General features: G+C 57.0%; 23 protein-coding genes and 1 riboswitch. Of the genes, 3 read left to right on the top strand and 20 right to left on the bottom strand.

Going from position 1 to position 26,052, the window contains the following annotated elements:
• Positions 1 to 389: 389 nt before the first annotated feature.
• Positions 390 to 734 carry a hypothetical protein gene (locus ACN0WX_RS08455; protein ID WP_417621848.1) on the bottom strand — a complete coding sequence of 115 codons (345 nt, stop codon included), beginning with the start codon at positions 732 to 734 and terminating at the stop codon, positions 390 to 392.
• A 215-nt stretch (positions 735 to 949) separates the two neighbouring features.
• A riboswitch (cobalamin riboswitch) is annotated at positions 950 to 1,161 on the top strand.
• A gap of 76 nt (positions 1,162 to 1,237) precedes the next feature.
• Between ACN0WX_RS08455 and ACN0WX_RS08450 the strand changes: the two genes are divergently transcribed.
• Both ACN0WX_RS08450 and ACN0WX_RS08445 read left to right on the top strand, forming a co-directional pair.
• Positions 1,238 to 3,133 carry a TonB-dependent receptor plug domain-containing protein gene (locus ACN0WX_RS08450; protein WP_417621847.1) on the top strand — a complete coding sequence of 632 codons (1,896 nt, stop codon included), beginning with the start codon at positions 1,238 to 1,240 and terminating at the stop codon, positions 3,131 to 3,133.
• A 28-nt stretch (positions 3,134 to 3,161) separates the two neighbouring features.
• Positions 3,162 to 3,707: a hypothetical protein gene (locus tag ACN0WX_RS08445; protein ID WP_417621846.1), complete on the top strand. Its 546-nt coding sequence runs from the start codon at positions 3,162 to 3,164 to the stop codon at positions 3,705 to 3,707.
• A gap of 1 nt (position 3,708) precedes the next feature.
• Here ACN0WX_RS08445 and ACN0WX_RS08440 read toward each other — a convergent pair whose 3' ends face one another.
• From ACN0WX_RS08440 to ACN0WX_RS08415, 6 genes are all read right to left on the bottom strand, one after another.
• Entirely contained in the window at positions 3,709 to 4,437 is a 729-nt protein-coding gene (locus ACN0WX_RS08440) for an HAD family hydrolase (protein ID WP_417621845.1), read from the bottom strand.
• 110 nt (positions 4,438 to 4,547) lie between these two features.
• Complete coding sequence (locus ACN0WX_RS08435; protein WP_417621844.1) at positions 4,548 to 5,456, bottom strand: aminotransferase class IV; 909 nt, start codon at positions 5,454 to 5,456, stop codon at positions 4,548 to 4,550.
• Between the two features lie 193 nt (positions 5,457 to 5,649).
• Positions 5,650 to 7,062: a dihydrolipoyl dehydrogenase gene (lpdA, locus tag ACN0WX_RS08430; RefSeq protein WP_417621843.1), complete on the bottom strand. Its 1,413-nt coding sequence runs from the start codon at positions 7,060 to 7,062 to the stop codon at positions 5,650 to 5,652.
• 148 nt (positions 7,063 to 7,210) lie between these two features.
• Positions 7,211 to 7,498: a DUF559 domain-containing protein gene (locus tag ACN0WX_RS08425; protein ID WP_417621842.1), complete on the bottom strand. Its 288-nt coding sequence runs from the start codon at positions 7,496 to 7,498 to the stop codon at positions 7,211 to 7,213.
• Between the two features lie 256 nt (positions 7,499 to 7,754).
• On the bottom strand, positions 7,755 to 8,138 hold the full coding sequence (locus tag ACN0WX_RS08420; protein ID WP_417621841.1) for an acyl-CoA thioesterase: 384 nt from the start codon (positions 8,136 to 8,138) through the stop codon (positions 7,755 to 7,757).
• Positions 8,135 to 9,457 (bottom strand): pyruvate dehydrogenase complex dihydrolipoamide acetyltransferase, encoded by a 1,323-nt coding sequence (locus tag ACN0WX_RS08415; protein WP_417621840.1) that lies wholly within the window; start codon positions 9,455 to 9,457, stop codon positions 8,135 to 8,137. Before ACN0WX_RS08415 ends, ACN0WX_RS08420 begins: the two co-directional genes overlap by 4 nt.
• Positions 9,458 to 9,595: 138 nt before the next feature.
• Here ACN0WX_RS08415 and ACN0WX_RS08410 point away from each other — a divergent pair, with 138 nt between their 5' ends.
• Complete coding sequence (locus ACN0WX_RS08410) at positions 9,596 to 10,051, top strand: universal stress protein (protein ID WP_417621839.1); 456 nt, start codon at positions 9,596 to 9,598, stop codon at positions 10,049 to 10,051.
• On the opposite strand, the gene ACN0WX_RS08405 is transcribed toward ACN0WX_RS08410, so the two are convergent.
• From ACN0WX_RS08405 to ACN0WX_RS08345, 13 genes are all read right to left on the bottom strand, one after another.
• Positions 10,043 to 10,579 carry a peroxiredoxin-like family protein gene (locus ACN0WX_RS08405; protein ID WP_417621838.1) on the bottom strand — a complete coding sequence of 179 codons (537 nt, stop codon included), beginning with the start codon at positions 10,577 to 10,579 and terminating at the stop codon, positions 10,043 to 10,045. The genes ACN0WX_RS08410 and ACN0WX_RS08405 overlap by 9 nt on opposite strands.
• A 69-nt stretch (positions 10,580 to 10,648) precedes the next feature.
• On the bottom strand, positions 10,649 to 12,943 hold the full coding sequence (gene rnr / locus ACN0WX_RS08400) for a ribonuclease R (RefSeq protein WP_417621837.1): 2,295 nt from the start codon (positions 12,941 to 12,943) through the stop codon (positions 10,649 to 10,651).
• Entirely contained in the window at positions 12,943 to 14,475 is a 1,533-nt protein-coding gene (gene proS / locus ACN0WX_RS08395; RefSeq protein WP_417621836.1) for a proline--tRNA ligase, read from the bottom strand. The genes rnr and proS overlap by 1 nt, the downstream gene beginning before the upstream one ends.
• Positions 14,476 to 14,515: 40 nt before the next feature.
• Positions 14,516 to 15,133: a polyhydroxyalkanoate synthesis repressor PhaR gene (phaR, locus tag ACN0WX_RS08390; RefSeq protein WP_417621835.1), complete on the bottom strand. Its 618-nt coding sequence runs from the start codon at positions 15,131 to 15,133 to the stop codon at positions 14,516 to 14,518.
• A 180-nt stretch (positions 15,134 to 15,313) separates the two neighbouring features.
• The gene (gene alr / locus ACN0WX_RS08385; protein WP_417621834.1) at positions 15,314 to 16,369 is read right to left on the bottom strand and encodes an alanine racemase; all 1,056 of its coding nucleotides are present in this window, start codon (positions 16,367 to 16,369) and stop codon (positions 15,314 to 15,316) included.
• 19 nt (positions 16,370 to 16,388) lie between these two features.
• Positions 16,389 to 18,026, bottom strand: a complete 1,638-nt coding sequence (locus ACN0WX_RS08380; protein WP_417621833.1) for an MFS transporter — start codon at positions 18,024 to 18,026, stop codon at positions 16,389 to 16,391.
• 44 nt (positions 18,027 to 18,070) lie between these two features.
• Positions 18,071 to 20,041, bottom strand: a complete 1,971-nt coding sequence (locus tag ACN0WX_RS08375) for an acetyl-CoA carboxylase biotin carboxylase subunit (protein ID WP_417621832.1) — start codon at positions 20,039 to 20,041, stop codon at positions 18,071 to 18,073.
• Positions 20,042 to 20,458 carry a hypothetical protein gene (locus ACN0WX_RS08370; protein WP_417621831.1) on the bottom strand — a complete coding sequence of 139 codons (417 nt, stop codon included), beginning with the start codon at positions 20,456 to 20,458 and terminating at the stop codon, positions 20,042 to 20,044.
• Positions 20,455 to 21,558: a biotin synthase BioB gene (gene bioB / locus ACN0WX_RS08365; RefSeq protein WP_417621830.1), complete on the bottom strand. Its 1,104-nt coding sequence runs from the start codon at positions 21,556 to 21,558 to the stop codon at positions 20,455 to 20,457. The genes ACN0WX_RS08370 and bioB overlap by 4 nt, the downstream gene beginning before the upstream one ends.
• Positions 21,555 to 23,690 carry a methylmalonyl-CoA mutase gene (gene scpA / locus ACN0WX_RS08360; protein ID WP_417621829.1) on the bottom strand — a complete coding sequence of 712 codons (2,136 nt, stop codon included), beginning with the start codon at positions 23,688 to 23,690 and terminating at the stop codon, positions 21,555 to 21,557. Before scpA ends, bioB begins: the two co-directional genes overlap by 4 nt.
• 109 nt (positions 23,691 to 23,799) lie before the next feature.
• The gene (locus ACN0WX_RS08355) at positions 23,800 to 24,582 is read right to left on the bottom strand and encodes an enoyl-CoA hydratase-related protein (RefSeq protein ID WP_417621828.1); all 783 of its coding nucleotides are present in this window, start codon (positions 24,580 to 24,582) and stop codon (positions 23,800 to 23,802) included.
• An 88-nt stretch (positions 24,583 to 24,670) separates the two neighbouring features.
• Positions 24,671 to 25,105, bottom strand: coding sequence for a methylmalonyl-CoA epimerase (gene mce / locus ACN0WX_RS08350; RefSeq protein ID WP_417621827.1), 435 nt, complete (start codon positions 25,103 to 25,105; stop codon positions 24,671 to 24,673).
• Positions 25,106 to 26,050 (bottom strand): DUF808 domain-containing protein, encoded by a 945-nt coding sequence (locus ACN0WX_RS08345; RefSeq protein WP_417621826.1) that lies wholly within the window; start codon positions 26,048 to 26,050, stop codon positions 25,106 to 25,108.
• Between the last annotated feature and the right edge of the window lie 2 nt (positions 26,051 to 26,052).

Genomic DNA, 26,052 nt, shown 5'->3' with positions numbered 1-26,052 from the left:
TCGGCCAGACACTCTAGACAAAACCAGTCTATTATAAGTTAACGGCCACAATAGAGGGAGATATAGGCGTTTCGGGATATAGACTGGCCGTATATCGTAAGGAATTTAACGATTTTCTAGGCCGGACTGACTGGTTTCGATCCGATGGCTGTGCATATCGGACGTTATCTGTCGTAATTCCTTGCCCGCGTTGATGATGGCCGGCTCGCCCCTGGCAGCCGTGCGCATCCTCTAACGGCGGCTTCGATTCCGGTACCGAAGCCGCCGACATGGTGCGCAGCTATCGCTTTGAAAGCGGCAGCCGCTCCCAAAAATTCGATGTTCAGCTGGGAATGCGGCTGTAGCAAAAGCCCCGGCTTTTGCAGATCAGCCCGCCCGAGGGGCTATTATTACTCTTTGACGGGCCGGGTGTTGGAACTGAGAAAACCGGCATAGCCGTCGGTAAAGGAAAAGAGCACACCGTCGGCTTCTTCGGTGGCGAAGCTTGTTGCTTCACTTTCTGAACTGCCGAATTCCATTTCGTCTTTTTTGATCGCGCTTATCATCGCGTTCCGCTCGTCAGCACACGCGGTTGGGGCTGCTTTTTTAAAGCTGCCGGCTCCGACTTTCTCGTCCAGCTGTGCTGTCGTGAAATCGGCAAGACAATTGGAATAACCAATCCGAGCGGTTTCGGCGTCGGCGATTGCGGCGGTAGACAGGGAGGCAAACAAGGCAATACTCAAAAATTTAATCATGACTATCATTCCTCAAGTGAGGGCTCGCTATAGCATATCCGGATTTCGGGAGCGAAGCAGATTCAACATCGCTTCATCATATTATATCCCAATAAAACAATAGGATAGCTATAGACGCCAAATGTAACACAGCATTTCCAGCCTGTATCGACGGTAATCGGGCTCGACTCGCGCCAAATTATATTGGGGGTTGCAACGCGATCGCTTTTGGACGAATGGGGCAGCAGATATCGGGTTTCTCTTAATCGAGAATTCAAAGGGAAACCGGTGCGAATGCGGCTCATGCCTCGTTCAAATCCGGTACTGCCCCCGCAACTGTAAGCGGCTAGCCGATATGCCATTTGCCACTGGATCTGCGGATCTGGGAAGGCGGCATATCAGCAGCGATCCGCGAGTCAGGAGACCTGCCTGCTATCGTCGTTCTTCAGCCGGACGGGGTGTGTCGGGTGAACGGGGATGTCCCTGCGTAACGGCAAGTCATGTCGTTAACAGAAGGGATTATCATGTATAAATTTCGTTTCACTGCCTTGCTTATGGCTTCTTCCGCTTATGGTATCGCTGCGCCTGCATGGGCGGCAGACGATGACCGCGAGATCATCGTGACCGCTACCGGCATTGCCCAGAATATCGACGAAACCGGCATCGCGGTCTCGGTGATCACCGAAGCGCACATCCGCGATCAGCAGGCGGTTTCGATTGCCGATGTGCTGCAGGAGCTGCCCGGCGTCAATGTCACGCAAAGCGGCGGTCTCGGTGCGCAGACGTCGGTCCGCATCCGGGGCGCGGAAAGCGACCAGACGCTGGTGCTGATCAACGGGATCCGGGTCAACGACCCTTCCTCCCCTGATGGCGCTTTTGACTTCGGCAACCTCACCGCCGGCAATATCGAGCGGGTCGAGGTGCTGCGCGGTGCCAATGGTGTGACCTGGGGCAGCCAGGCTGTCGGCGGCGTGGTCAACGTGACCACCAAAAGTCCGACCGAGGACCCGACATTCTATGCGCAGGGCGAATATGGCGCACGCGACACCGTCCGTCTGGTCAGCAACGCCTCCGGCAAGTTCGGCCCGGTCGGGCTCAGCATCGGCGGCGGCTATGTCAGCACCGACGGTATCAGCACCTTTTCGCGCGGCACCGAAGTCGACGGCTACCGGCAATATTCCGCCTCCGGACGTCTGCTGGTCGATATCACCGATAATATCCGCGCCGAGGCCAGCGGCTATTATGCCGACAGCCGGGTCGACAATGACAGCGTCTTTCCGCCGTTCAGCTCCGACAACAGCCAATATTCGCTGGCCGAGGAATTTTACGGCAATGCCAGCATCCATGCCGACCTGCTCGACGGACGCTTGCGCAACCGCTTCACCTATAGCCTGGCCGATATCAACCGCGATATCATCAGCCCCTTCTTCACCTCGCTCCCCCGTGGCCGGTCGGAGCGGTACGAATATCGCGGCGATTTTGCTGTCGTCGAGCCCTTGCGCCTGATCTTCGGCGGCGAGATGGAGGAGAGCCGTTACGAAGACAGCGGTGTCACCGATTCCACCGGAATCGATTCCGTCTTTCTGCAGGCGGTCTTCCAGCCCGTCGAAGGGCTCACCCTGACCGGCGGCATCCGGCATGATGATCATGAGGATTTCGGCGGCAACACCAGCCTCGCCGGCAATCTGGCCTATCGGACGGGCGAGAATGGTCCGACCATCCGCGCCAGCTATGCTGAGGGCTTCCGGGCGCCTTCCCTGGTCGACCTCGACGGCCGGCCCAATGGTTACGGGACACCGGGCCTGCAGCCGGAAACCGCAAAATCCTACGAGATCGGTGTTGACCACGCGTTCATCGCCAATGCCGTGCAACTGTCCGTCACCCTGTTCCAGCGTGATACCGATAACCAGATCGCCTTTGCCGCCTGCCCGGTCGCGCCGGATCCGGCACCGGCGGTCTGCACCAGCGGTAACCGTCCGTTCGGCACGACTTTGAATATCGAGCGCAACCGCACCAGGGGCATAGAGACCATCCTGACGATCACGCCGGTCGAGCGCTTTTCGATCGATGCCAACTATACCTGGCTCGACACGGAAAACCGGTCGGCAGGATCGAATTTCGGCAACGAACTGGCGCGTCGTCCGGCGAGCAGCCTCTATCTCAACGCCCGCTATCACACAGGCTTCGGGCTTGATCTGGGCGCCGATCTGCAAATGGTTGGCGACAGCTATGACGATCTCGCCAACACCCGCAGAATCGACGGCTATGTGCTGGCGGCGCTCCGGGCAAATATGCCGGTCACTGGCAATATCGAACTGTTCGGGCGTATCGACAATCTGTTTGATGTCACCTATGAAACGGCCACGGATTTTGGTGTGCCGGGTCGTTCCGCCTATATCGGCGCCCGCGCGCGCTTCTGAACTCAACAAGCAAAAGGGAATATACCACATGCAACTCCGTCAAACTTTCTCTCCCGTTGAAAATATCTGGGCAGCCATATTGGCCATGGGTTCGGTCCTGGGCAGCCTCGCGCTGGCCTGCATATTCCCTTTTGCGGCACTGGCAGCCCTGCTGGCGGCAACCGTGCCGTTCCGCAAGGCAATGCTGTGGATGGGCATCGCCTGGTTTGCCAATCAGGCGGTCGGCTATCTGCTGCTCGGCTATCCGCAGACGGTGAACAGCTTCGGACATGGACTCGCTATCGGCGTCACCGCGATGGCCGCGCTGCTGGTCGCAAAGAAGGTTCTCGATCTGCGCGGTGATCGCTCACTGCTGTCGGTCGGTCTGGCCTTTGCCGCAGCCTTTGTCGCCTATCAGGCGCTGCTGCTGGTCGCGGCCCTGTTCCTCGGCGGTGTCCAGAATTTTGTTCCGGCAATCGTCTGGCAGGTCGCGCAGAATGACCTAATGTGGTTTGTCGGCCTCGGCACGCTCTATCTCGCGCTCGACGGCACCCTGTTCGCTCGCTTTGGCAACAAAGCAACACTGCAGGGCTAGGCTATAATCTGATCCGCAAGGCAGAAAGCTTCAAAAAGGCATCGCGGCACTGGTCCGCGATGCCTTTTTCTTTGGCAGCCAGCACCGGTGCAGCGCCTTCCGGTCCGCCAAAACCTGTTGTTTCGACAACCCGCCCGTACCAATGGGCCGCCCATAGGCCATCGGTAGCGCGCGGACCGGCCTGCCAGGACAGCATTCCCGCGTCCCATGGGATATCCAGCGCGGTGCACAAAGCCCGCAAATGCGCCTCGGGATCGCGCAAAATATCCGCGCTGTCGAGGATGATCGGCGGCTTCCCGGTCATCTGCGCGGCCCGGTCCGCATATTCCACAAGCCGCTCGTAGCCCAGATCATCGGCCGTCACCTCCACCCTTTTGACGGCATAGCTCGCCACCACCCGGTCCGGATCGCGGATCAGAAACGCGTGTCGATGCTCGGCAAAGTCGGCAATGGAAATATCCGCGACCATATGGTGCGGCATATGCTTCTGGTACCAGAGCCGCTTGCCGTCCGGCACCGGCCCGCGCATCGCCTCGGCAACTGATTGCCATTCGCAGTCCATCGAGGCGATTACGTCGTCGGCCATGGGCTGGCGCTGGCCGGTGGTCTTCAGAAACGCCCCGTAGAACGGCTCGTCGCTGACGGCGCAATCGCTGCGCCCGCCAAAGCTGCGCATCATCGCCGTCGAGATGTTCCGTGGCCCTGACCACATGGCAATACGGATGCTCATATCTGTCTCACGCGGGTTGTTTCAGCTGCCCCGAAGCGAACAGATCCACAGCCACGAAGAATTCGCTCCAGCGCTCGGGCAGAAACCGGTCTTCCCAGATAGCCATGGCGTCAAGCCGCAACATCCCGCTCGATCAGCGCCTTGTACAGGCCCTCCAGCCGTTCGACCATCGGTCCCCTGCCCTTGGTCAGCACCCGGCCGTCGACTTCGGTTGCGGGCACAACCCCGGCAAATGTCCCGGTCACGAAAGCCTCTTCCGCGCCGTAGACATCGGTCAGCGAGAAATTCTTCTCGCGGACCGGAATATCATTCTCCCGGCATATGCGGATGACATTGGTCCGGGTGATCCCGCCGAGGCAATAATCCCCGCTCGATGTCCACACCTCGCCCTTGCGGACGATGAAGAAATGGGTCGAGTTGCAGGTCGCGACAAAGCCGTGCGGATCGAGCATCAGCGCCTCGTCCGCCCCCGCCTGGGTCGCCTGGATGCAGGCGGTGATGCAGTTGAGCTTGCTGTGCGAATTGAGCTTCTGGTCCTGCACCGCCGGATCGCCGCGCCGGACATGGACGGTGAACAGCCGGATGCCGTTCTCGACCGTGCTGGGCAGCGCTTCCTTATATTCCGGGATGATGACGATGGTTGCCGGAGAGATCACCACACGCGGATCCTGATAGGGCGTCGAGCGGATGCCCCGCGTGACCATCAGCCGGATATGACAGGCGGTCATGCCATTGCTCTCGATCGTCTCGTAAAGCCGTTCGACCAGTGCCGCCCGCGTGATCCCGAGATCCATCCCAATCGCCTTGGCTCCCTCGAACAGCCGGTCGAGATGGGGTTCGAGAAAGGCGATCCGGCCCTTGTGCACGCGCAGCCCTTCCCAGACCCCGTCGCCGAGCATGAAACCGCTGTCGAACACCGACACCACCGCCTCGGCGCGGGGCGTCAGCACGCCGTTGACGTTGATCAATATATCCTGGTTGCGCGGATCCTCGACATAGTCATGCGTACCCTTGGCCATTTCACCGCTCCTTTTTCCTCTCCCCTCGCGGGAGAGGACAACGAAGACTTGGCAGCGTGCTGCCTAGTCGCAGTCGGTGAGGGGGAAGCGTCTGCATACAGCCTCTGGCATTGCCCCCCTCTCCAAGACTTGCCAAGGCAGCAAGCTGCCAGGCAAATTCCATTTTCTCCCTCAGGAAGGAGAGAATGATACCTCACATATGCAAAACCCGTCCATAGGCATCCAGCACGCTCTCATGCATCATCTCGCTCAGCGTGGGATGCGGGAAGACCGTGTTCATCAGTTCCGCTTCGGTCGTCTCCAGCGTCTTGCCGACAGCATAGCCCTGGATCAGCTCGGTCACTTCCGCGCCGATCATGTGCGCACCGAGCAATTCGCCCGTCTTGGCGTCAAACACGGTCTTGATAAAGCCCTCGGTCTCGCCCAGCGCAATCGCCTTGCCATTGCCGATGAAGGGGAATTTTCCGACCTTGACGTCATGGCCCGCTTCCTTTGCCTTCGCTTCGGTCAGGCCGACGCTGGCGATCTGCGGATGGCAATAGGTACAGCCGGGGATATTGTTGACATCCATGGCATGGGGATGACCGTCCTTGCCCATCGACTGGGCAATAGTCTCGGCCGCGATCACGCCCTCGTGGCTCGCCTTGTGCGCCAGCCAGGGACCGCCGGTACAGTCGCCAATCGCGTAGATACCGTCGATATTGGTCCGGCAATAGGCATCGGTCTTGATATGATAACGCTCGTCCGGTTCCACGCCGAGCTGGTCGAGACCGATCGTCTCGATATTGGGCTGGATCCCGACGGCGACGATGACATGGCTGAAGTCATGGCTTTCCTTCTTGCCCTTGCTGTCCTCGATCTCCGCCTTGACGCCCTTGTCCCCGGCGTCGATGCTCTTCACCCCGGCCTTGGTCATGATCGTCATGCCCTGCTTTTTCAGCGACTTTTCGAGGAATTTGGAGATTTCCTCGTCTTCCACCGGCACGATCCGGTCGAGCATTTCGACCACCGTTACATCGACACCGATGTCATTATAAAAGCTGGCAAACTCGATCCCGATCGCGCCTGATCCGATGACCAGCAACTTGCTGGGCATTTCCGGTGGTGTCATGGCATGACGATAGGTCCAGATGCGCTTGCCGTCGGCCTTGGCAAACGGCAGGTCGCGGGCCCGCGCGCCGGTGGCGATGATGATATTCTTCCCTTCCAGCGCCGTTTCACCCTTGTCCGTTTTAACGGTGATCTTGCCCGGAGCGGCGATCGTGCCGTCGCCGAAATGGACGTCGATCTTGTTCTTTTTCATCAGGCCGGTAACGCCCTGGTTAAGCTGCTTGGCGACACCCCGGGATCGTTTCACGATGGCGTCAAGATCAGCGCTGATCTTCTCCGCTACCAGTCCGTAATCTGCTGCGTGCTTCATATTGTGAAACACCTCTGCCGAACGCAGCATCGCCTTGGTCGGGATGCAGCCCCAGTTAAGACAGATACCGCCCAGATTTTCCCGTTCGACGATGGCGGTTTTCAGTCCAAGCTGCGAGGCGCGGATCGCTGCGACATAGCCGCCGGGGCCGGAACCGAGAACGATGAGATCATATATATCTGCCATGCTTTTCCTTTTTTGTCTCTTGCCCCTCTCCAAGATTTTCTAACCAACAAGTTGGCAAGCAAATCTGTCCTCTCCCGCAAGGGGAGAGGATGAGAGAGCCATTTTTCCTCTCCCCTTGCGGGAGAGGAAACGAAGTCTTGGTAGCTTGCTACCTAGACGAAGTTGGAGAGGGGGAAGAAGATATTTCATGCAAAATCATCTCCGCGATGCCCTCAAGATTATTCAAAATATCATTATTCCAGAAACGCAAGATGCGAAAGCCCTGATCCGTCAAATATTGGTCGCGCCTTTCATCCTCCGTATTTTCTGCATGCTGACTACCATCGGCTTCGACAATCAGGCGATGCTCAAAACAGATAAAATCGACAATATATAGATCATCTACAATTTGCTGATGCCGCCATTTCAAATCCGCAAATCTTTTCGCCCGCAGCATTTTCCAGAGGCATGCTTCGGCATCGGTAGGGTTTTGCGCATGTGTCGGGCGCGTCTGAGCATGAGCTTGTGGCGGGATTGGGCTTGTTTGAGGTGCATCGCTATAGGTCTAGGACCTCAAGCTGCAATTTCTCAGGCTGATATCTATAAAAGTCCGCTACTGATAAAAGAGCCCCCTCCTCTCCCCTTGCGCGAGAGGATACGAGAGCTTGGCAGCGTGCTGCCTAGCGAAGTTGGTGAGGGGTAATTACGGCCCCCTACTCCAGCCCCGGCACTTCTACCGGAGTCCCGTCGCCATCCACGGCCACATAAATATAGGTCCCCGAAGCCGCCTTCGTCATCTCATCCTCGTGCCGGTCGCGGCGATAGGCTTCGACCTGAACGGTCATCGAACTGCGGCCGATCTTGGCAAATTCAGCATAGACCGACAATTCATCGCCAATCTCGACCGAATGCCCGAAGCGCAGGTCATTTGCGCCAACCACCATCGACTTATGCTTGCTGTGCCGCGCCGCCAGCGCCGCGCCCGCCTGCGCCATCTGCCCCATCAGCCATCCGCCAAAAGCAACGCCATAAGGATTGCTCTCGGTTGGCATGACAATGGTGCGGATGGCAGGAACTTTGCCGTCGAGGTTGATCAAGCCAGCATCCCCAGCGGGTTTTCAACCGTTTCCTTGAACGCCTTCATGAAGGCCGCGCCGGTGGCGCCATCGATGGCACGGTGGTCGAAGCTGCCGGTCGCGGTCATGATCGTGGCGATTTCGATATTGTCGCCGATCACCACCGGTTTCCGGATGCCGGCGCTGATCGCCAGAATCATGCCGTGCGGCGGGTTGATCACCGCGTCGAATGTGGTGACGCCGAACATGCCCATATTGGACAGGCTGGCGGTGCCGCCCTGATATTCGTGCATCTTCAGCTTGCCGGCCTTGGCCCGCTCGGCGAGGTCCTTCATCTCGGTGGCGATGGTGCTCAATGACTTGGTGTCGGCGCTGGTGACGATCGGCGTGATCAGGCCGCCGGGGATGCTCACCGCCACGGCGATATCTGCGCGCTGGTAGCGGATCATGGCGTCATCGGTGTAGCTGACATTGCTTTCCGGTGCCTTCATCAGCGCCACCGCCTGCGCCTTGATCATCAGGTCGTTGACCGAAAGCTTGATGCCGCGTGCCTCCAGCGAGGCGTTGAGTTCGCTGCGCAGGCTCAGCAGCCGGTCGATATTGATATCGATGCTGACCCGGTAATGCGGGATGGTCTGCTTCGCTTCGGTAAGGCGGCGGGCGATGGTCTTGCGCATGCCGGAGAGCTTCTCGGCGGTATGCGGGATATCGAAATCGCCGGATGCCGGCGCTGCTGCTGCAGCCGGTGCGGGTGCCGCGCCGGGCGCCGGCTTCGCCGCCTCGCTCTTGGCCGGGGCACTGCCACCCTTGGCACCTTCAATATCGGCCTTGATAATCCGTCCACCGGGGCCCGTGCCTTCCAGTGCGGACAGATCGACACCTTTTTCTGCCGCCAGACGCCGGGCCAGCGGGCTGACCTTGAGGCGACCGTCTGCAGGGGATTCGCTCCCTTCGGCGCCACGATCCGCAACCTTTGGCGCACTCACCTTCTGCACCGGTTCTGCGACCTTCGCCTCCGGTTCGGCCAGTTTTTCGGCCGGAGCCGGCTCCGCCACGTCCCGCTTCGCGGCACTTTCGCCAACTTCCGATATCTCTTCCCCTTCTTCGGCAATAATCGCGATCACGTCTCCGACCTTCACATTTTCCGTTCCGGCAGCGACGACAATCCGGGCAACCACGCCTTCGTCAATCGCCTCGAATTCCATCGTCGCCTTGTCGGTTTCAATCTCCGCCAGCAAATCACCGGAAGACACGCTATCACCTTCTTTCACCAGCCATTTGGCCAGTGTTCCTTCTTCCATCGTCGGGGAGAGCGCAGGCATTTGGAGATTGATGGGCATAGCCGGTTAACTTTCCTGAATGGGTCCTGATATCGTTTAAAGCTGTCGGACATTGCAACAATATCGTCAAGGGCGGTATCTTGCCTTGCCGGCGTTTTTATCGCAACAGGTGTTTCTGACAAGGCGAGGAGTGGGACGATGCGGACATATCTGGTGGTGATTGACGAGACCGAAGAGGCCAGCGTTGCACTGCGCTTTGCGTCGCGCCGGGCGATGAAAACAAACAGCGCGCTTCATATCCTCGCCCTCGTCGAGAGCGAGGATTTTGTGGCTTGGGGCGGGGTTCAGGCGACGCTGGAGGAAGAGGCGAAGAGCCGTGCTGAAGCGCTCGTTTCAAGCGCCGCCGGCACCCTGTTCGACGAAACCGGAATCCGGCCATCGATCACGGTCAAACAGGGCAAAGGGCCGAAAGTCGTGCGCGCAATGATGGACGAGGTAGATGGTCTCGGCGCCCTTGTGTTAGGTGCAGCGGCGACGGGATCTCCGGGTCCTTTGGTCAGTCATTTTGCGGCCACAGAAGCGGGCTCTCTGCCCTGCCCGGTTATGGTCGTGCCCGGGTCTTTGACCAAAGAACAGATCGACCGGTTAAGCTAGCGCGCTTTCTGCCAAATCGCCACGCGCCGGATAGTCGTGATCGAGCGCGTAATCGAGCCCCTGGAGTAACTGGTCAAGCGATGGCCGGGTGAAGGGCATGCTCTGAATGCTGGCGAAATAGAGGGTTCGATCCGGCTTTGCGAGCAGCAATGCCGGCTCAGAAAAAATTCGCGGCTCCTTGCTCCCGGGCCGCCCCGAGGAGATATACAACCCCAGGTTCCTCGCCAAATCTTCGCCCATGCCATAGCCGAGCATCAGTTCCTCGATACCCCATTGTTCCACAGTCTGTTGTGCGCGGTCACGGTTATCCATGCTAATTGCAACAACCGTTGTTTTCCGCTTGGCGAAATCTCCCAATTTGCCCTGCAAGTCACTCAATTGCATCCTGCAAATCGGACAGTGGAGGCCGCGGTAAAATAACATCAGAGTGAAATTATCACCCAGCCTCTGGCTCAGCTGGAACTTGCCGCCGTCCGTCATAGGCACTGTAAAATCAGTAATTATATTGGTTGGAAGAAGCTTGGACATTGGAGGAATTCCTTTCCAATTAGATTTGAACCCATTCAAGCCGAACCGCCATCTTGTTACAAATAATTATTACTTCTTGCGGCCCTTTCCGCGGTTTCCGCGGATGTTGGCCGGGCGCCCTGTTTTATTCTTGTGGCGGGCTTTCCCTTTGTGCTTACGATAGGGCGCGGGGCGGGACAGCATGTGGTTCGCGCCTTCAGCCAGCTCGAACAACAGGCTGCCAGTCGCCGGATTAGCCTCGACGAGACGCAACTCTATTTTTTGGCCGATTGTATATGTGACACCACTGTCGATACCCGTGAGCTGGTGCTTCACCTCGTCGTAATCAAAGCGCTCAGCCCCCAAGGTGCGTACAGGCACCAGGCCATCGCCGCCCAGTTCCTCTACTGTGGCGAAGAAACCGAAATTCTGGACACCGGTGATCCGGCATTTCAGAATCTGCCCAATCTTGTCCGACAAATGCGCGGAAATATAGCGATCAACGGTTTCCCGTTCGGCCATCATCGCGCGGCGTTCCAATTGGCTGATTTTTTCCGAAATCCTGTCGAGGCGGCCTGCTTCATCGCTGGTTAGGCCTGATTTTTTAGGGATATCCCGGTCTTCCGGTGAGGGCTGCTCGAGCTTGCAGGCGCTCACCAGGGCGCGATGGACGATGAGGTCTGCATAGCGCCGGATCGGGCTGGTGAAATGGGCATAACTGCCAAGAGACAGGCCGAAATGCCCCATGTTGGTATGACCATAATAAGCCTGTGTCTGACTACGTAAAATCTGTTCCATGATCAAGGGCAACAGCAATGCGTCGTCTACCTTTTCAATCAGGCGGTTGAACACGGACGGCTTGACCACCTGCCCCATTGCAAAGCTGATATCGAAGCTTTTGAGATAGTCCTTCAGTGCGATCAGCTTTTCCCGCGACGGAGTTTCGTGGACTCGGTAAATTACCGGGGACTTCTTCGATTCCAGCATTTTCGCCGCAGCGACGTTCGCGGCAATCATGAAATCTTCCACGACCCGGTGCGCATCCAGGCGCTCGCGAATGGCAATTTCTTCAATTCGGCCCTGATCATCGAGAACGACCCGTTTTTCAGGAAGGTCGAGGTTAAGCGGTTCGCGACTATCGCGCGCCTTGGCGAGCAGTTTCCAACAAGCCCAAAGCGGCTCTAGTACGGACGTTTTCAGGGGGTGTTCAAGATCGCCATCCATTGCCGCCTGTGCATCTTCATAGGCGATATTGCCCGCCAGTTTCACAATCGCCCGTGTGAAGCGAGTAGCAATCACCTGCCCCTTTGCATCAATTGTCAAATGACACGCCAGAGCGGCCCGATCGACATTCTGCTTCAGTGAACAAACATCGGTAGAAAGTGCTTCCGGCAGCATGGGAACAACACGGTCGGGGAAATAGACGCTATTGCCACGCTTATAGGCTTCCTTGTCTATTCGGCTTCCAGGACGAACATAGAAGGAGACATCGGCAATCGCGACAATTGCCTTGAAGCCGCCTGCATTGTCCGGACTATCATCCGGCACCGCCCAGATTGCATCATCATGATCGCGCGCATCGGACGGATCAATCGCGACAATCGGAATATCTCTGAGGTCTTCACGCTTCTCGTTGGATAGCGGCAATTTCGTCGCCTGTGCTGCCTCTTTGAGAACCGCGTCAGGAAAGTGCTGCGGGATTTCAAATTTGTGAATTGCTATCAAGCTAAAGGATTTGGGAGCAAATGGGTCCCCCAATATTTCCTTCACCCGGGCTTTTACCTGTGACCCGCGCTTGAGCGGTTCAGCAAGAACAAGATTGCCTGGTTCTGCATCGCCCAGGTCGAGGATTGCGGTGCTGCGCCGGATCTTGCGATCGACGGGTTTCAGCCAGTATCGGTCGCGTTCGTCTTTCTCAACGATACCCATCAGCATGTCACTGCTCTGGGCGAGTTTCTTCATCAGATAGGCGATATGTCCCTGTCCGCGCTCTTCTGTCCGGGCGAGGATACGATCCCCGATGGCGAGAGCGGCGCGACGGCCTTTTTCCCTGATCCGGAGCCTTGGAACGGGAGCATTGTCAGCCTCCCAGCGTTCCGGCACGCCGATCGCCTCATTCCCGTCAATCTCGACAATCTTGAGAACGGTTACTTTGGGTATGCCGCCCATTTTATGAAACGCCCGTCCCGGCGCGCTGTCGATCAGGCCTTCGTCGGCCATGTCCTTAAGCAAAGCTTTGAGCGCAATCTTGTCGGATCCACGCAAACCAAATGCTTTTGCAATCTCCCTTTTGCCAGCGGGTTGATCGGAGCGTTCGATAAATTCCAATATCTGTTTGCGTGAGGGAACCTGCTTCGGTTTATGAGGTCGTTTGGGACCGGCCATTAATAGGCTTTGCCGACGATGATCCGCTCGACAGCGGGTTGACCGGTGAAGATGCAAGAACCATCCACTGGAGCTCCATCGATCGGCACGTTCCGGAAGGTCAGTTTCAGTTTTTTCAGCCGTTCTTCAATGGCTTCCAGCTCGTCGCCGGTTGCCTTGCACCATTGCACTTCCAGCCACCCCGGATATTTCTTGTTCTCCTCGTAGAAACGCTCAACTTCTGCCCAATCGTCAAAACCACGAGTAATATTATTACGCAGGCGTTCGTTGGCCTCGCTGTGCATTGAAGTCTGAATTTCGGTCAGCAAGGCAGGGATTTCGGGGATGAACTCATCCTTTGCCAGAAACTTGGTGTCCAGCTTTCCGCTGTCTTGATAGAGCGCATCCCGGCGGATCATGGCGACCTTATTGTCGACCATATCCCGCGGGCCAATTTCCAATATGACCGGGGCGCCTTTCTTGACCCATGACCATCGTTTGGTCTGAGTTTTTGCGCCGCTGACGTCCAGCTTCACCCGGACCGGTTCGTCAAAGGCCCTCAGCCCGGCAATATCCTTCGCCAGCGCCTTGCAATAGGCGAGAACCTCTTCATCTTCCGGCTTGTCGCGCAACATCGGTACGATCACAACCTGATAGGGAGCGATCAGCGGTGGAACGCGCATACCGTCATCATCACCATGGGTCATGATGACACCGCCGATCAGCCGGGTCGATGTTCCCCAACTCGTGGTATAGGCAAACTGGAATTCGCCCTCCTTGTCCTGAAAGCGGATGTTCTGCGCGTTGCTGAAGGTCTGCCCGAGGAAGTGACTGGTACCGGCCTGCAGCGCCTTCCCATCCTGCATCATCGCTTCGATCGAATAGGTCGCATCCGCTCCCGGAAACCGTTCATTCTCCGGTTTCTCGCCCGCAACCACAGGCATCGCCAGCACATCTTCAGAAAAACTACGATACATTTCGAGTATATTGAGCGTTTCTGCCATCGCCTCGTCTCGGCTAGCGTGGGCGGTATGGCCTTCTTGCCAAAGAAACTCGCTGGTCCGCAGAAACATTCTCGTCCGCATTTCCCAGCGCACGACATTCGCCCACTGGTTAATCATCACAGGAAGATCGCGCCAACTTTGCACCCAGCGGGCAAAGGCGGTGCCGATGACCGTTTCCGACGTAGGCCGGACAACCAAAGGTTCCTCTAGTTTTGCATCGGGATCAACAACCAGATCATCGCCGTCCTTCATCAGGCGATGATGGGTAACAACCGCCATTTCCTTGGCAAAGCCATCAACATGTTCCGCTTCTTTCGCAAAATAGCTGAGTGGAATGAAAAGGGGGAAGTAGCAATTTTCATGGCCGGTTGCCTTGATCCGCTGATCCATCAGATACTGCACGCGTTCCCAGATGCCATAGCCCCACGGTCGCATGATCATACAGCCGCGGACACCGGATTCCTCAGCAAGATCCGCTTCGGCGATGACTTGCTGGTACCATCCCGCAAAATCATTTTCACGAGTGGTCGAAAGGGCATTTTTCTTCACGGGTTTTTCCTGCGGATTATGGTTCTGTATTTTCCGGTATTCAGTCGTCGAGCTTGTCAATCTTGGACTGGATGTCAGCCAATTGCTGCTTCAGCTCCAGGATTTCAATATCTTTCTCTGACAGCTCTTCCTGGGGCTCGTTGTCGGTATCATCCTCGTCATTGTGACCGAGGCTCAATGCCTTTTCAAACACGCCGGCCAGCGGACTGGCCTTTAGCGCATTTTCAACCGCTTCCTGAAACTGCTTCTGGTTTTTCACGGCCATCTGACCCAGCGGATTTTTATTGAGCGCCCCCTCGACCGCTTGCTGAAATTGCTTCTGGTTCCTCCGAAAATTTTCCATAGACGCTTCCAGATAAGACGGCATCAACGATTGCATGCTGTTGCCGTACATGGAAATCAGCTGGCGGAGGAAATTTACCGGCAGCATTTGCTTGCCGCTACTTTCTTCATCGACAATGATCTGCGTCAGGACATTATGCGTAATATCCTCGCCGGTCTTCGCATCGACAACAACGAAATCCTCTTCATTCCGGGTCATTTCGGCCAGAAAATCGAGCGTGATATAATTCGATGTCTGGGTGTTGTAGAGACGGCGATTTGCGTATTTCTTAATGATGATTGGACCGTCATGGGTCTTGCTTTTTGACTTGGCCATATAAGCTCCCGCTGGGTTAGAAAATCTGAACGACGACAGGAGCTTCTAACCGCAATATATTTTTATATTGCAGTCGCACTAAACCTATTTGTGCATTGCCGCAACTTTTCATGTTGTGCAGCATTTTTGCGCAACATTTTTAGTTTGTGCAAGCGCGTTGCCGACGCTCTTCTTTGTGCATCATACCCATTGCCGTGGCAGGCGATTACCAAGGCCTGTAATCAGCTCATATTGCGACAGTCCTGATTGCGAAGAAGCGGTACCAAGGTCATATTCGCAATCAACCCAGTCTCCCTCTTTCAAGTCGGATGCCAATGAAAGATCGATGGCGATCAGGTCCATCGAGACGCGGCCCAGCACAGGCAATCTTGCTTGCTTGTGCAAAAAAGCACCGCGGTCGGAAAAGCCTCGCAAATACCCGTCAGCATAACCCATTGCCAATATGCCAATGTTATGGGACCGGTTGGCAACATATTGGGCGTTATACCCAACCTTGTCGCCTGAACGTAAGGATCGAACCTGGATAATTTCCGTTTGCGGAATTGCCACTTGTTTGATGAATCCCTCCAGCGCCTGACGCTGGATACCACCATAAAGCGACAATCCGGGGCGAGTAAGATCGAAATGATAATCGCCGCCCAGAGCAATAGCGGCGCTGTTGGCCAGGCTCCTTCGTTTCGCCGGGACCTGCTTGAGCGAGGTTAAATAGCATGCGAGTTGATCGCGATTCTGGTCCACATCCTCGTCCGCAGAAGCGAGATGGCTCATGGCAATATCGATCGACATTGAGGCAAGAATATTCTGATCCAGGTCGTTCAGATTTATACCCAGTCGGTTCATGCCGCTGTTGATCATAATATCGCAGGCTTCACCCGTCGGTTGCCAACGGGCAACCTGTTCCATGCTGTTCAACACCGGCTTGGCGGGTGATTGCACGGCAAAGGGCATATCAAGTTCACGAACGCCATTGAGTACCGAGACGCAAGCCCTGCCCGCTGTCAGATCTTCTATTTCCTCCGCTTCCTGCCAATTGGCCACGAAGAAATCCGCGCAACCCGCCGCGATCAGCTTTTGCACGACATCACGCACTCCCAGACCATAGGCATTGGCCTTTACCGCCGCGCCGGCTTTCGCCTTGCCCGAAAGTTGATCGAGATTTCGCCAGTTGGAAACCAGTGCGTCGGAATCCAGTCTTATCTTCGCGGTCGGCGGGATATGCGATTTTGCGTCGTTCATTGTCCGCTCGATAGGAGCTTTATCGCCCTTCGTCGAGGGCCGCTTCGGGATCGTTAGGAATGCCCCACCAGCCGACGACCAAGGCGATGGCCACGAAAATCCATGTGTACCAGAGACCGGCATAGACATCGCCCGACCTGGCAACGATATAGCCAGCGATCAGCGGCAGGAAACCGCCGAAATAGCCTGCACCGATATGATAGGGTATCGACATCGAGCTATACCGGATTTTGGCCGGGAACATCTCGGCGAGCAGCGCCGCGACCGATCCGTAGTTCAGCGCGCTCAATGCGCCGAGCAAAAGGAGGATTCCGATGATCCCGGCAAGAGCGGCGTTCGACGGCTGGCGTTCGGAGAAGTCATATCCAAAGCTGGCCAATGCAGTCTCGATCGCCGTTTTTCGTTCGGCCGTCGTGGCATCTGCAAAAGTGGATATATCAATTTTCGCTCCTCCTGCGGTCAGGCGAAGCTGCTCTGAATCCACGACATTATAGGGGACGCCGCTGGCGGTCAGTGCCTCGACCAGTTTCCCACACTCGCTGGGTTTGCCGCCGTAGAGATCGGCGAACGGATCGGTGGTGCAATCCCGGCCAGCAACCTGGACAGGCACCGATTTTGCCGTTTCCCAAAGCCCGGGATTGGCCAGATTGCCCAGCGCCCAGAAACAGGGAAAAAGCAACAGCAGGATCAGCACATTGCCGATCAGGATCGGTTTCTTCCGACCGACGCGATCCGACCATTTTCCGACCACAAGGTAAAAGGACGTGGCGATGAGACCAGCGATAAATACGGTGATTTCCACAGTCAGGTCGTCGACTCGCATCGGGCCACGCAGGAACGACATGCCGGAGAAAAAGGCAGTGTACCAGATTGTGGTCAAGCCGGCAGTGATACCGAACAAGGCGACAAATATCCGTTTCTTGTTGCCGGGATAGGTGAAGCTTTCCTTGAACGGGTTGCCTGCGGTTTCGCCGGCTTCCTTCATCGCCTGGAACACCGGGCTCTCAGAGAGTTTCAAGCGCATCCAGAGTGAAATACCGAGCAGAATGAGCGACAGAAGAAACGGTACCCGCCATCCCCAGTCGGCAAATTCCTCGGCCGGGATCAGGAAGCGACAGGCCAGAACCACGGCGATGCTCAGCACGAAGCCCCCGGCGACGCTGGCCTGGATGAAGCTGGTATAAAAACCGCGCTTTTCAGTCGGTGCATGCTCGGCGACATAAATGGCCGCGCCACCATATTCGCCGCCCAGTGCCAGCCCCTGGATAATCCGCAACAGGATCACGATGGCAGGGGCAGCATAGCCGATGGTTTCCGCGTTGGGGATAAGCCCGACACCGGCGGTGGCAATGCCCATCAGGGTCACGGTTACCAAAAATGTATATTTGCGGCCGAGCCTGTCGCCCAGGAAACCAAACAAAATCGCACCGAGTGGACGAAACCCGAAACCAATGGCAAAACCGGCCCAGACCAGCAGCAGTTGCAGCGTTTCATTGCCCGATGGGAAAAAGGCGGCACCGATCAAAGCGGCCAGCGTGCCATAGATGAAAAAATCATACCATTCGAAAACCGTGCCAGCGGAGGACGCGGCGATGACCAGTCGAATTTCCTTTTGCGTAGGCTCACGCTGCCCCGCGATCGCGGCTTCACTAGTCATGCATTGCCCTCCCCAAGGCGTTTTTATGTCTTATTTTTTATATTTTATTCCAGTTCGAGTATCACGGCATCGACGGCAAGGCTATCCCCTTGCGCTGCCTCGACCGATTTCACCACTCCGTTTTTCTCTGCCCGGAGAATATTCTCCATCTTCATCGCTTCGACGACCGCCAGCGGCTGCCCCTCGACGACGCTGTCTCCTTCTCCGACATGCAGCGCGACCAGCAGTCCGGGCATCGGGCAAAGCAGATATTTCGACAGATCGGGCGGGATTTTCTCAATCATGTGCACCGCATGTTGCGAGACATGGGCCGGCAAAATCCGCGCCCTGTGGGTTGCGCCGTGGCTGTTGAGCGCGAAACCGTCCGCGGTCTTGGTAATCTTTACCGACAGCGGCTTGCCGGCGATTTCAGCCAGGATCAGACTGTCGCCGGGCGTATATTCGGTCGACAGATCGATAGCGGCACCATCCACCGCGATTTCCTCTTCGGAAACCGATACGGTCATGATCTTGTCGCCAATTTTGACTTCCCATTCCGAGGGGGCATCGAGACGCTTGCCAAGCTGATTGTCGACCCGGCGTGCACGGTCGGCATGGGCGGTCGCAGCAAAAGCCCCGATGGCTGCAAGATTGCTGAGCAACTCGTCGGATGCAGGGGCACCGTGAAAGCCGTCGGGATATTCCTCGGCGATGAAATTGGTCGTGATATTGCCTTCGCGGAACCGTTCGTGCTGCATGAGCGCCGAGAGGAAGTCGATATTGTGACCGGGGCCCTGCAGCTCGAACCGGTTGAGCGCGTCAATCTGACGGTCAATCGCTTCGATGCGGGTTTCGCCATAGGTGATCAGCTTGGCGATCATCGGATCGTAGAAGATCGAAACCTCGCCGCCTTCGGCCACGCCATCGTCGACGCGAATGCCTTCTTCGGCTTCCGGGGGCCGATATTTGACCAGACGACCGGTGGAAGGCAGGAAGCCGCGATAAGGATCTTCGGCATAGACGCGGTTTTCAACCGCCCAGCCGGTCAGCTTGACCTCGTCCTGGGTCAGTGGCAATTTCTCGCCATAAGCAACACGGATCATCTGTTCGACCAGATCGAGGCCAGTGATATATTCGGTGACCGGATGTTCCACCTGCAGACGGGTATTCATTTCGAGAAAATAGAAGCTCTTGTCCGCCCCGACGATCAGCTCGACCGTACCGGCGCTATAATAGCCAACAGCCTGCGACAACGCGACGGCCTGTTCACCCATTTTCTTCCGCATCTCAGGGTCGACAAATGGTGACGGCGCTTCTTCGACAACCTTCTGGTGCCGCCGCTGGATCGAACATTCGCGTTCGCCCAGATAAATCACATTGCCATGCTTGTCGCCGAGCACCTGGATTTCGATATGGCGCGGCTGTTCGATGAATTTCTCGATAAACACGCGGTCATCGCCGAAGCTGGCCAGCCCTTCGCGCTTGGTCGCTTCAAAGCCTTCGCGGACGTCTTTCTCGTTCCACGCAAGCCGCATGCCCTTGCCGCCGCCGCCGGCGCTGGCTTTCATCATCACCGGATAGCCGATATCTGTGGCGATTTTCACCGCATGCTCGGTATCGTCAATCTCGCCAATATGGCCCGGAACAACGCTGACACCGGCTTTCTCGGCCAGCTTCTTCGACTCGATCTTGTCGCCCATGGCCGCGATGGCATTGGGCGGGGGGCCGATGAAGGCGATATTATTCTTTTCCAGTTCCTCGACGAACGAGGCGCGCTCGGAAAGAAAACCATAGCCCGGATGCACCGCTTCCGCGCCGGTTTCCTTGCAAGCCGCGATGATCTTGTCGGCGATCAGATAGGATTCCGCTGCCGGCGAAGGCCCAATATGCACGGCCTCGTCCGCCATTTTGACATGGGGGCTGCGCGCATCCGCGTCAGAGTAGACGGCGACCGTCTTGATCCCCATTTTCTGGGCAGTACGGATAACCCGGCAGGCGATTTCGCCGCGGTTTGCGATTAGAATTTTTTTGAACATCTATTTACCTGTATCCATTGGTTCATGGTCAATTACGCGAAAAGATTCGGTTTGCCCGCGCCGGACAAAGAAAATTCGTTCTTCGTCTTGGCGAGGTACGGAAACCGGGCATATAATTTTTTCCTGGTCGGATGACCTTACCGCTCCAGTTAGAATGCTGATCAATTGGTTAGAATTCAGATCACCTTTTTTCAGGTCAATAATCTCAATTCTTCCCACCTTGATCGGCACATTAGGAGTTAAGTCCGGCTCTGCCGGAACCCATTTTCCTGCAACAACAATATCGGCAGAAAGCTTCGCCGCTTCTTTTTGGTCAACCCCTGCGCTAGGGCAGGAAATTTGAGCTTCGGTGTTGTGGACTGCCGCCTGCGAACAGCTTGCCAGCAGAGCAAAAAGAGGAAGCGAGCAGGATTTCACTCAGCCGCCTCCAGCTTGCATTCCCGCTGCTCGGCTTCCATCGGAATCAGCCCGAGCTTCGCAAATAATGTCTCATCCGCATCATCTCCGGCATTGCCGGTGGTCAGCAATTTGTCGCCGGTAAAAATGCTGTTGGCACCGGCAAGGAAGCACAGAGCCTGTGTGCTTTCGCTCATGCTTTCGCGACCAGCGGACAGGCGCACCATCGATGCGGGCATGGTGATCCGTGCCACCGCGATCGTGCGGACAAATTCGATATCGTCAATCTTCGCCAGCGGCGTATCGGCCAGCATATCGCCAAGCACCGTGCCCTTGACCGGAACCAGCGCATTGACCGGTACGCTCTCCGGATGCCGCGGCAGGGTCGCCAGCGCATGGACGAAGCCGACCCGGTCTTCGCGGGTCTCGCCCATGCCGACGATGCCGCCGGAACAGACGTTGATGCCGCTATTGCGAACATTCTCGAGCGTTTCGAGCCGGTCACCGAAGGTACGCGTGGTGATCACCTTCTCGTAATGTTCGGGCGAGGTATCGATGTTGTGGTTGTAATAATCAAGGCCTGCTTCGGACAGCATTTCGGACTGTTCCTTGGTCAACATACCAAGCGTCATGCAGGTTTCCATGCCCATTTGCCGGACGCCCTTGATCATCTCGATAATCGCCGGCATGTCGCGGTCCTTGGGATTGCGCCAGGCGGCCCCCATACAAAAGCGGGACGAACCGCGATCCTTCGCCTGCGCCGCAGTCTGCAGCACGGCACGAACGTCGAGCAGCTTCTCTGCCTTGAGTCCCGATTTTGCGCCTGCTGACTGGTTGCAATATCCGCAATCTTCCGGGCAACCGCCGGTCTTGATGGACAGCAGGGTCGAAAGCTGAACCTCGCCGGGCTTGTGGTTGGCGCGGTGGACGGTTGCTGCCTGGAAAACCAGTTCATCGAACGGCAGGTCGAACAGGGCCGCGATTTCTTCACGGGTCCAGTCGTTGCGGACATCGTGTCCCTGCGCCGGCAGGGGTCCATCTCGGACCTGCTCGTCCGGACGCGATGGCGGGAGATGGGCACCTGCCTGCGCAGGTGCACTGATATTTTCGTCTAAACTCATTCGGCGGCTTCCTCTTCGGGTGGCATGTTGTGGCCCAGCAGGCGCAGGATATCCGCGGCACATTCCACAATATTGCTGCCCGGTCCATAGATTCCGACAACACCTGATTTCCGTAGAAATTCATAATCCTGCGGCGGGATCACGCCCCCAGCAAAAACCTTTACATCACTGCGACCCGATTCCTTCAGCAGATTGATCAGTTCTGGGATCAGCGTCTTGTGGCCCGCGGCAAGGCTGGACGCGCCAACCGCATCAACATTTTCCGCCAGGGCCAGATCACGGGTTTCGCAGGGTGTCTGGAACAAGGGCCCGGAAATCACGTCAAAACCCATGTCGGTAAAGGCGCTGGAGACGACATTGGCGCCGCGGTCATGGCCGTCCTGCCCCATTTTCGCGACCAGAATTTTCGGCTTGCGGCCAAGCCGTTGCGAGACCGCATCGACGCCTTCGATGACCATGGCATAGCGGGCATCGCCTTCATAGGCCTTGCCGTAAATGCCTTTGACCGGTGTCGGGCGGGTTTCGTAGCGGCCGAATACCGCTTCCATCGCGTCCGATATTTCTCCGAGCGAAGCCCTTTGCCGCGCGGCATCCACCGCGAGCGCAAGCACGTTGCCGCCGGATTTCGACCCTTCGGTTAATGCCTTGAGGGCCGCCTGACAGGCCGCTTCATCCCGTCCGGCCCGCATTTTTTCGAGCCGCGCGATCTGCCCCTGACGCACCTTGGCATTGTCGATATCCAGAGTATCCATTGCCTCTTCTTCGGCCAGGCGATATTTGTTGACGCCGACGATAACCGCATCACCCTTGTCCACAGCGGCCTGCCGTCCGGCAGCGGCTTCCTCGATCATCGCCTTGGGCCAGCCGTCGGCTACCGCCTTGGCCATGCCGCCTTCCGCATCGACACGCTCGATAATTTCCCAGGCCTTGTCGACCAGTTCCTTGGTCAGCGCCTCGACATAATAGCTGCCGCCAAGCGGATCGACGACCTTGGTTATGCCCGCCTCTTCCTGCAACACGATCTGGGTGTTGCGGGCAATGCGAGCGGAGAAATCGGTCGGCAGCGCAATCGCCTCATCGAGCGCATTGGTGTGGAGCGACTGGGTGCCGCCCAGGGTCGCGGCCATCGCCTCGATTGTTGTGCGGATCACGTTATTATAGGGATCCTGTTCGGTCAGCGACACGCCCGACGTCTGGCAGTGGGTGCGCAGCATCTTCGATCGTTCGGATTGTGCACCGAGACCTTCCATGACCCGGTGCCACAAGGTCCGCGCCGCGCGAAGCTTGGCCACTTCCATGAAGAAGTTCATGCCAATGCCAAAAAAGAAGCTCAGACGGCCGGCAAAAGCGTCGATATTCAGTCCGGTTTCCATCGCCTGTTTGGCATATTCCCGGCCATCGGCAATGGTGAACGCGAGTTCCTGAACCGCCGTCGCCCCCGCTTCGTGCATATGATAGCCACTGATCGAAATGCTGTTGAATTTCGGCATATGTTCGGAAGTATAGGCGATGATGTCCGAGATGATCCGCATGCTTGGCGCCGGCGGATAGATATAGGTGTTGCGGACCATGAACTCTTTCAGAATATCATTCTGGATCGTGCCGGACAGTTTCTCCTGCGAAACCCCCTGCTCTTCTGCCGCGATGATATAGAAAGCGAGACACGGGATCACCGCGCCGTTCATCGTCATCGATACCGACATTTCATCGAGCGGGATCTGGTCGAAGAGGATTTTCATATCCTCGACGCTATCGATCGCCACGCCCGCCTTGCCGACATCCCCGACGACGCGCGGATGGTCGCTGTCATAGCCGCGGTGGGTGGCGAGATCGAAGGCCACCGAAAGCCCCTTTTGTCCTGCCGCCAGATTGCGGCGATAGAAAGCATTGGATTCCTCAGCGGTCGAGAAACCGGCATATTGGCGGATCGTCCAGGGCCGTCCGGCATACATGCTTGCCTTGACGCCACGGGTGAACGGACCAAATCCAGGAAGCCCCGGATCACCGGCATCTTCCGCTGTATAGAGCGGCTTGACGGCGATACCCTCGGGCGTTTCCCATGTCAGGTCACGGCCCTTCACCTCTTTTTCGGCCAGTTCCTGCCAGTCCTTCAGTGTCGGTTTTTCGGTCATATCAGCATTAAATCCATTGGTAGGGTTTCTTGTTCTCTAATCGGCAACCTAGCGATCTGGCCCTATCGAAGGACAAGAACCCTTCGATAGGAGCGGCATATACGGTTGACTACTCCCCCTTAAATTCCGCCTTGCGTTTTTGCAGGAAGGACAGCGCCCCTTCTCTTGCGTCCTGGCTGTTACCCGCAATCCGCTGCCCCTCGGCTTCGCTGAACAGCGCTGCCGCATAGTCGCTTTCCAGCGCCTTCGCCAGATTCTGGCGCATCACACCCAGTGCCACAGTCGGTCCGGCGGCGAGGCGTTTGGCAAGCGCGTCGGCTTCCTGCATCAGTGCGTCATCCTCGACGCATTTAAAGATAAGGCCCCAGTCGGCCGCTTTTTCGCCAGGAATTTTTTCCCCGAGCATCATCATTTCCGTAGCCCGGGCTTTGCCGACCAGTCGGGTCAGCATCCATGAAGCACCGCCATCGGGAACGAGCCCGATATTGACGAATGCCTGAAGAAAATAAGCGGATTTCCCAGCGATGGCGAAGTCACTGGCGAGCGCGATCGAGCAACCGATACCTGCCGCCGCCCCGTTGACGGCGGTGATGGTTGGAATATCGAGCCGGGCCAGCTTGAGCATCAGGGGATTATAATGCTGGTTGAGCGCCGCATAAGAGGCTTCACCGCCCCTGACCGGGCTGTCGTTTTTCGACTGCAGATCAGCACCGGCGCAAAAAGCGCGGCCTTCGCCGGTAATCACCACCGCGCGAGCATCCTCGAGCAGATCGAGCGCGGTATAAATATCATCCGCCATGGCAAGCGAACAGGCGTTCAGCCGCTCTGGTACATTGAGGGTGATCGTGGCCACCTGATCCGTAATGGCAAGCTTGATATTTTCGAAATCCATATTTGGTCCCTTTGAATGGCTCCTCATCCTGAACTTGTTTCAGGACCCCAAGAGATGCTGAAACAAGTTCAGGATGAGGAGCGCAAGTTTAATGCCCTTTTGGCGTTTCCATGATTTCGGTCAGCATCCCGCCCATATCCTTGGGATGCACAAAAAAGATTAGCGTGCCGTGCGCGCCGATGCGCGGCTCTCCGAGCACCCGCTTGCCCATCGCTTCGAACTCGGCCTTGGCGGCGTGAATGTCCGGCACTTCGAAACAGATGTGATGCTGGCCGCCGAGCGGGTTTTTCTCCAGCCATTTGCCTACCGCGCTGTCGCTCTCCGTGGGCTGCAACAATTCCACCTGCGTGCCGGATGTGCCCCCCTCGCCCGGCGTGTTGACGAAACAGACCCGCACCTTCTGCGATTGCAGAACGAACGGCTCGGTAATATCCGTGGCGCCCATGACATCGCGATAAAAGGCGATCGAGGCGTCGAGATCCGGCGTCGCAACGCCAATATGGTTCATTCTTCCCAATTGCATTTAATGTTCCTCTCCGTGCGGAATGAATCTGTGTACCAGCGGCGCAATCCCTGCCCCGACAATCACGCCGGCTATGCCGGACATGAGTGCAAAGGCGATGCCCCCGACGAGGAGCTTCGCCGAGGCCGGAAACAGACCGACCAGCGGATGCGACAGCCATTCGATCAGATGCTCCGGCCCGTGCCAGCCCAGAGCGGCTATATTATGGACCAGCAACCCGCCGCCGACCCAGGCCATGGCCAAGGTTCCGATGATCGACAGGGCTGCGAGCAGCTTCGGCATCAATCGGACCAGACTGCAGCCAAAGGACCGCAATGCGCCATCATTATTCTGCGCGATATGCAGGCCGATATCATCCATCTTCACGATCAGCGCGACCGCGCCATAAACCGCCACGGTAATCGCTATGCCGATGATCGCGAGGATGATCGCCTGTTCCCACCAGACCTGATCGGTCAGTTCGGACAGGGCGATGGCCATGATCTCGCCGGACAGGATCAGGTCGGTGCGGATCGCGCCGGACACCATTTCCTGTTCCCGACCATGGCCTTCGACAATCGCTGGCTGATCATGTTTGGTGGACTCGTCGACATGGAAAATTTCCAGCACCTTTTCGGCGGCTTCGTAACACAGGAACAAACCCCCGAAAATCAGTATGATCGGTATCAAAAAGGGTGCAAATTGTCCCAAAAGGACCGCTGCCGGTAACAAAAAGACCAGTTTGTTCTTGAACGAACCCTTGGTGATCTTCCAGATCATCGGCAATTCGCGCGACGGATCGAAGCCGGTCACATAGGTCGGCGTAACCGCCGCATCGTCGATCACCACGCCGGCGGATTTGGTGCCAGCCTTGGCGGCTGCAGCACCAATATCGTCAACCGATGCGGCGGCGACCTTCGCAATGGCTGCGACGTCGTCGAGGAGCGCTACTAAACCTGTTGGCATTC

Source organism: Parasphingorhabdus sp., assembly GCF_048269915.1.
GTDB lineage: Bacteria > Pseudomonadota > Alphaproteobacteria > Sphingomonadales > Sphingomonadaceae > Parasphingorhabdus.
Note: the sequence above shows the minus strand (reverse complement) of the source record. Positions and strands in the feature narration are given on the sequence as shown.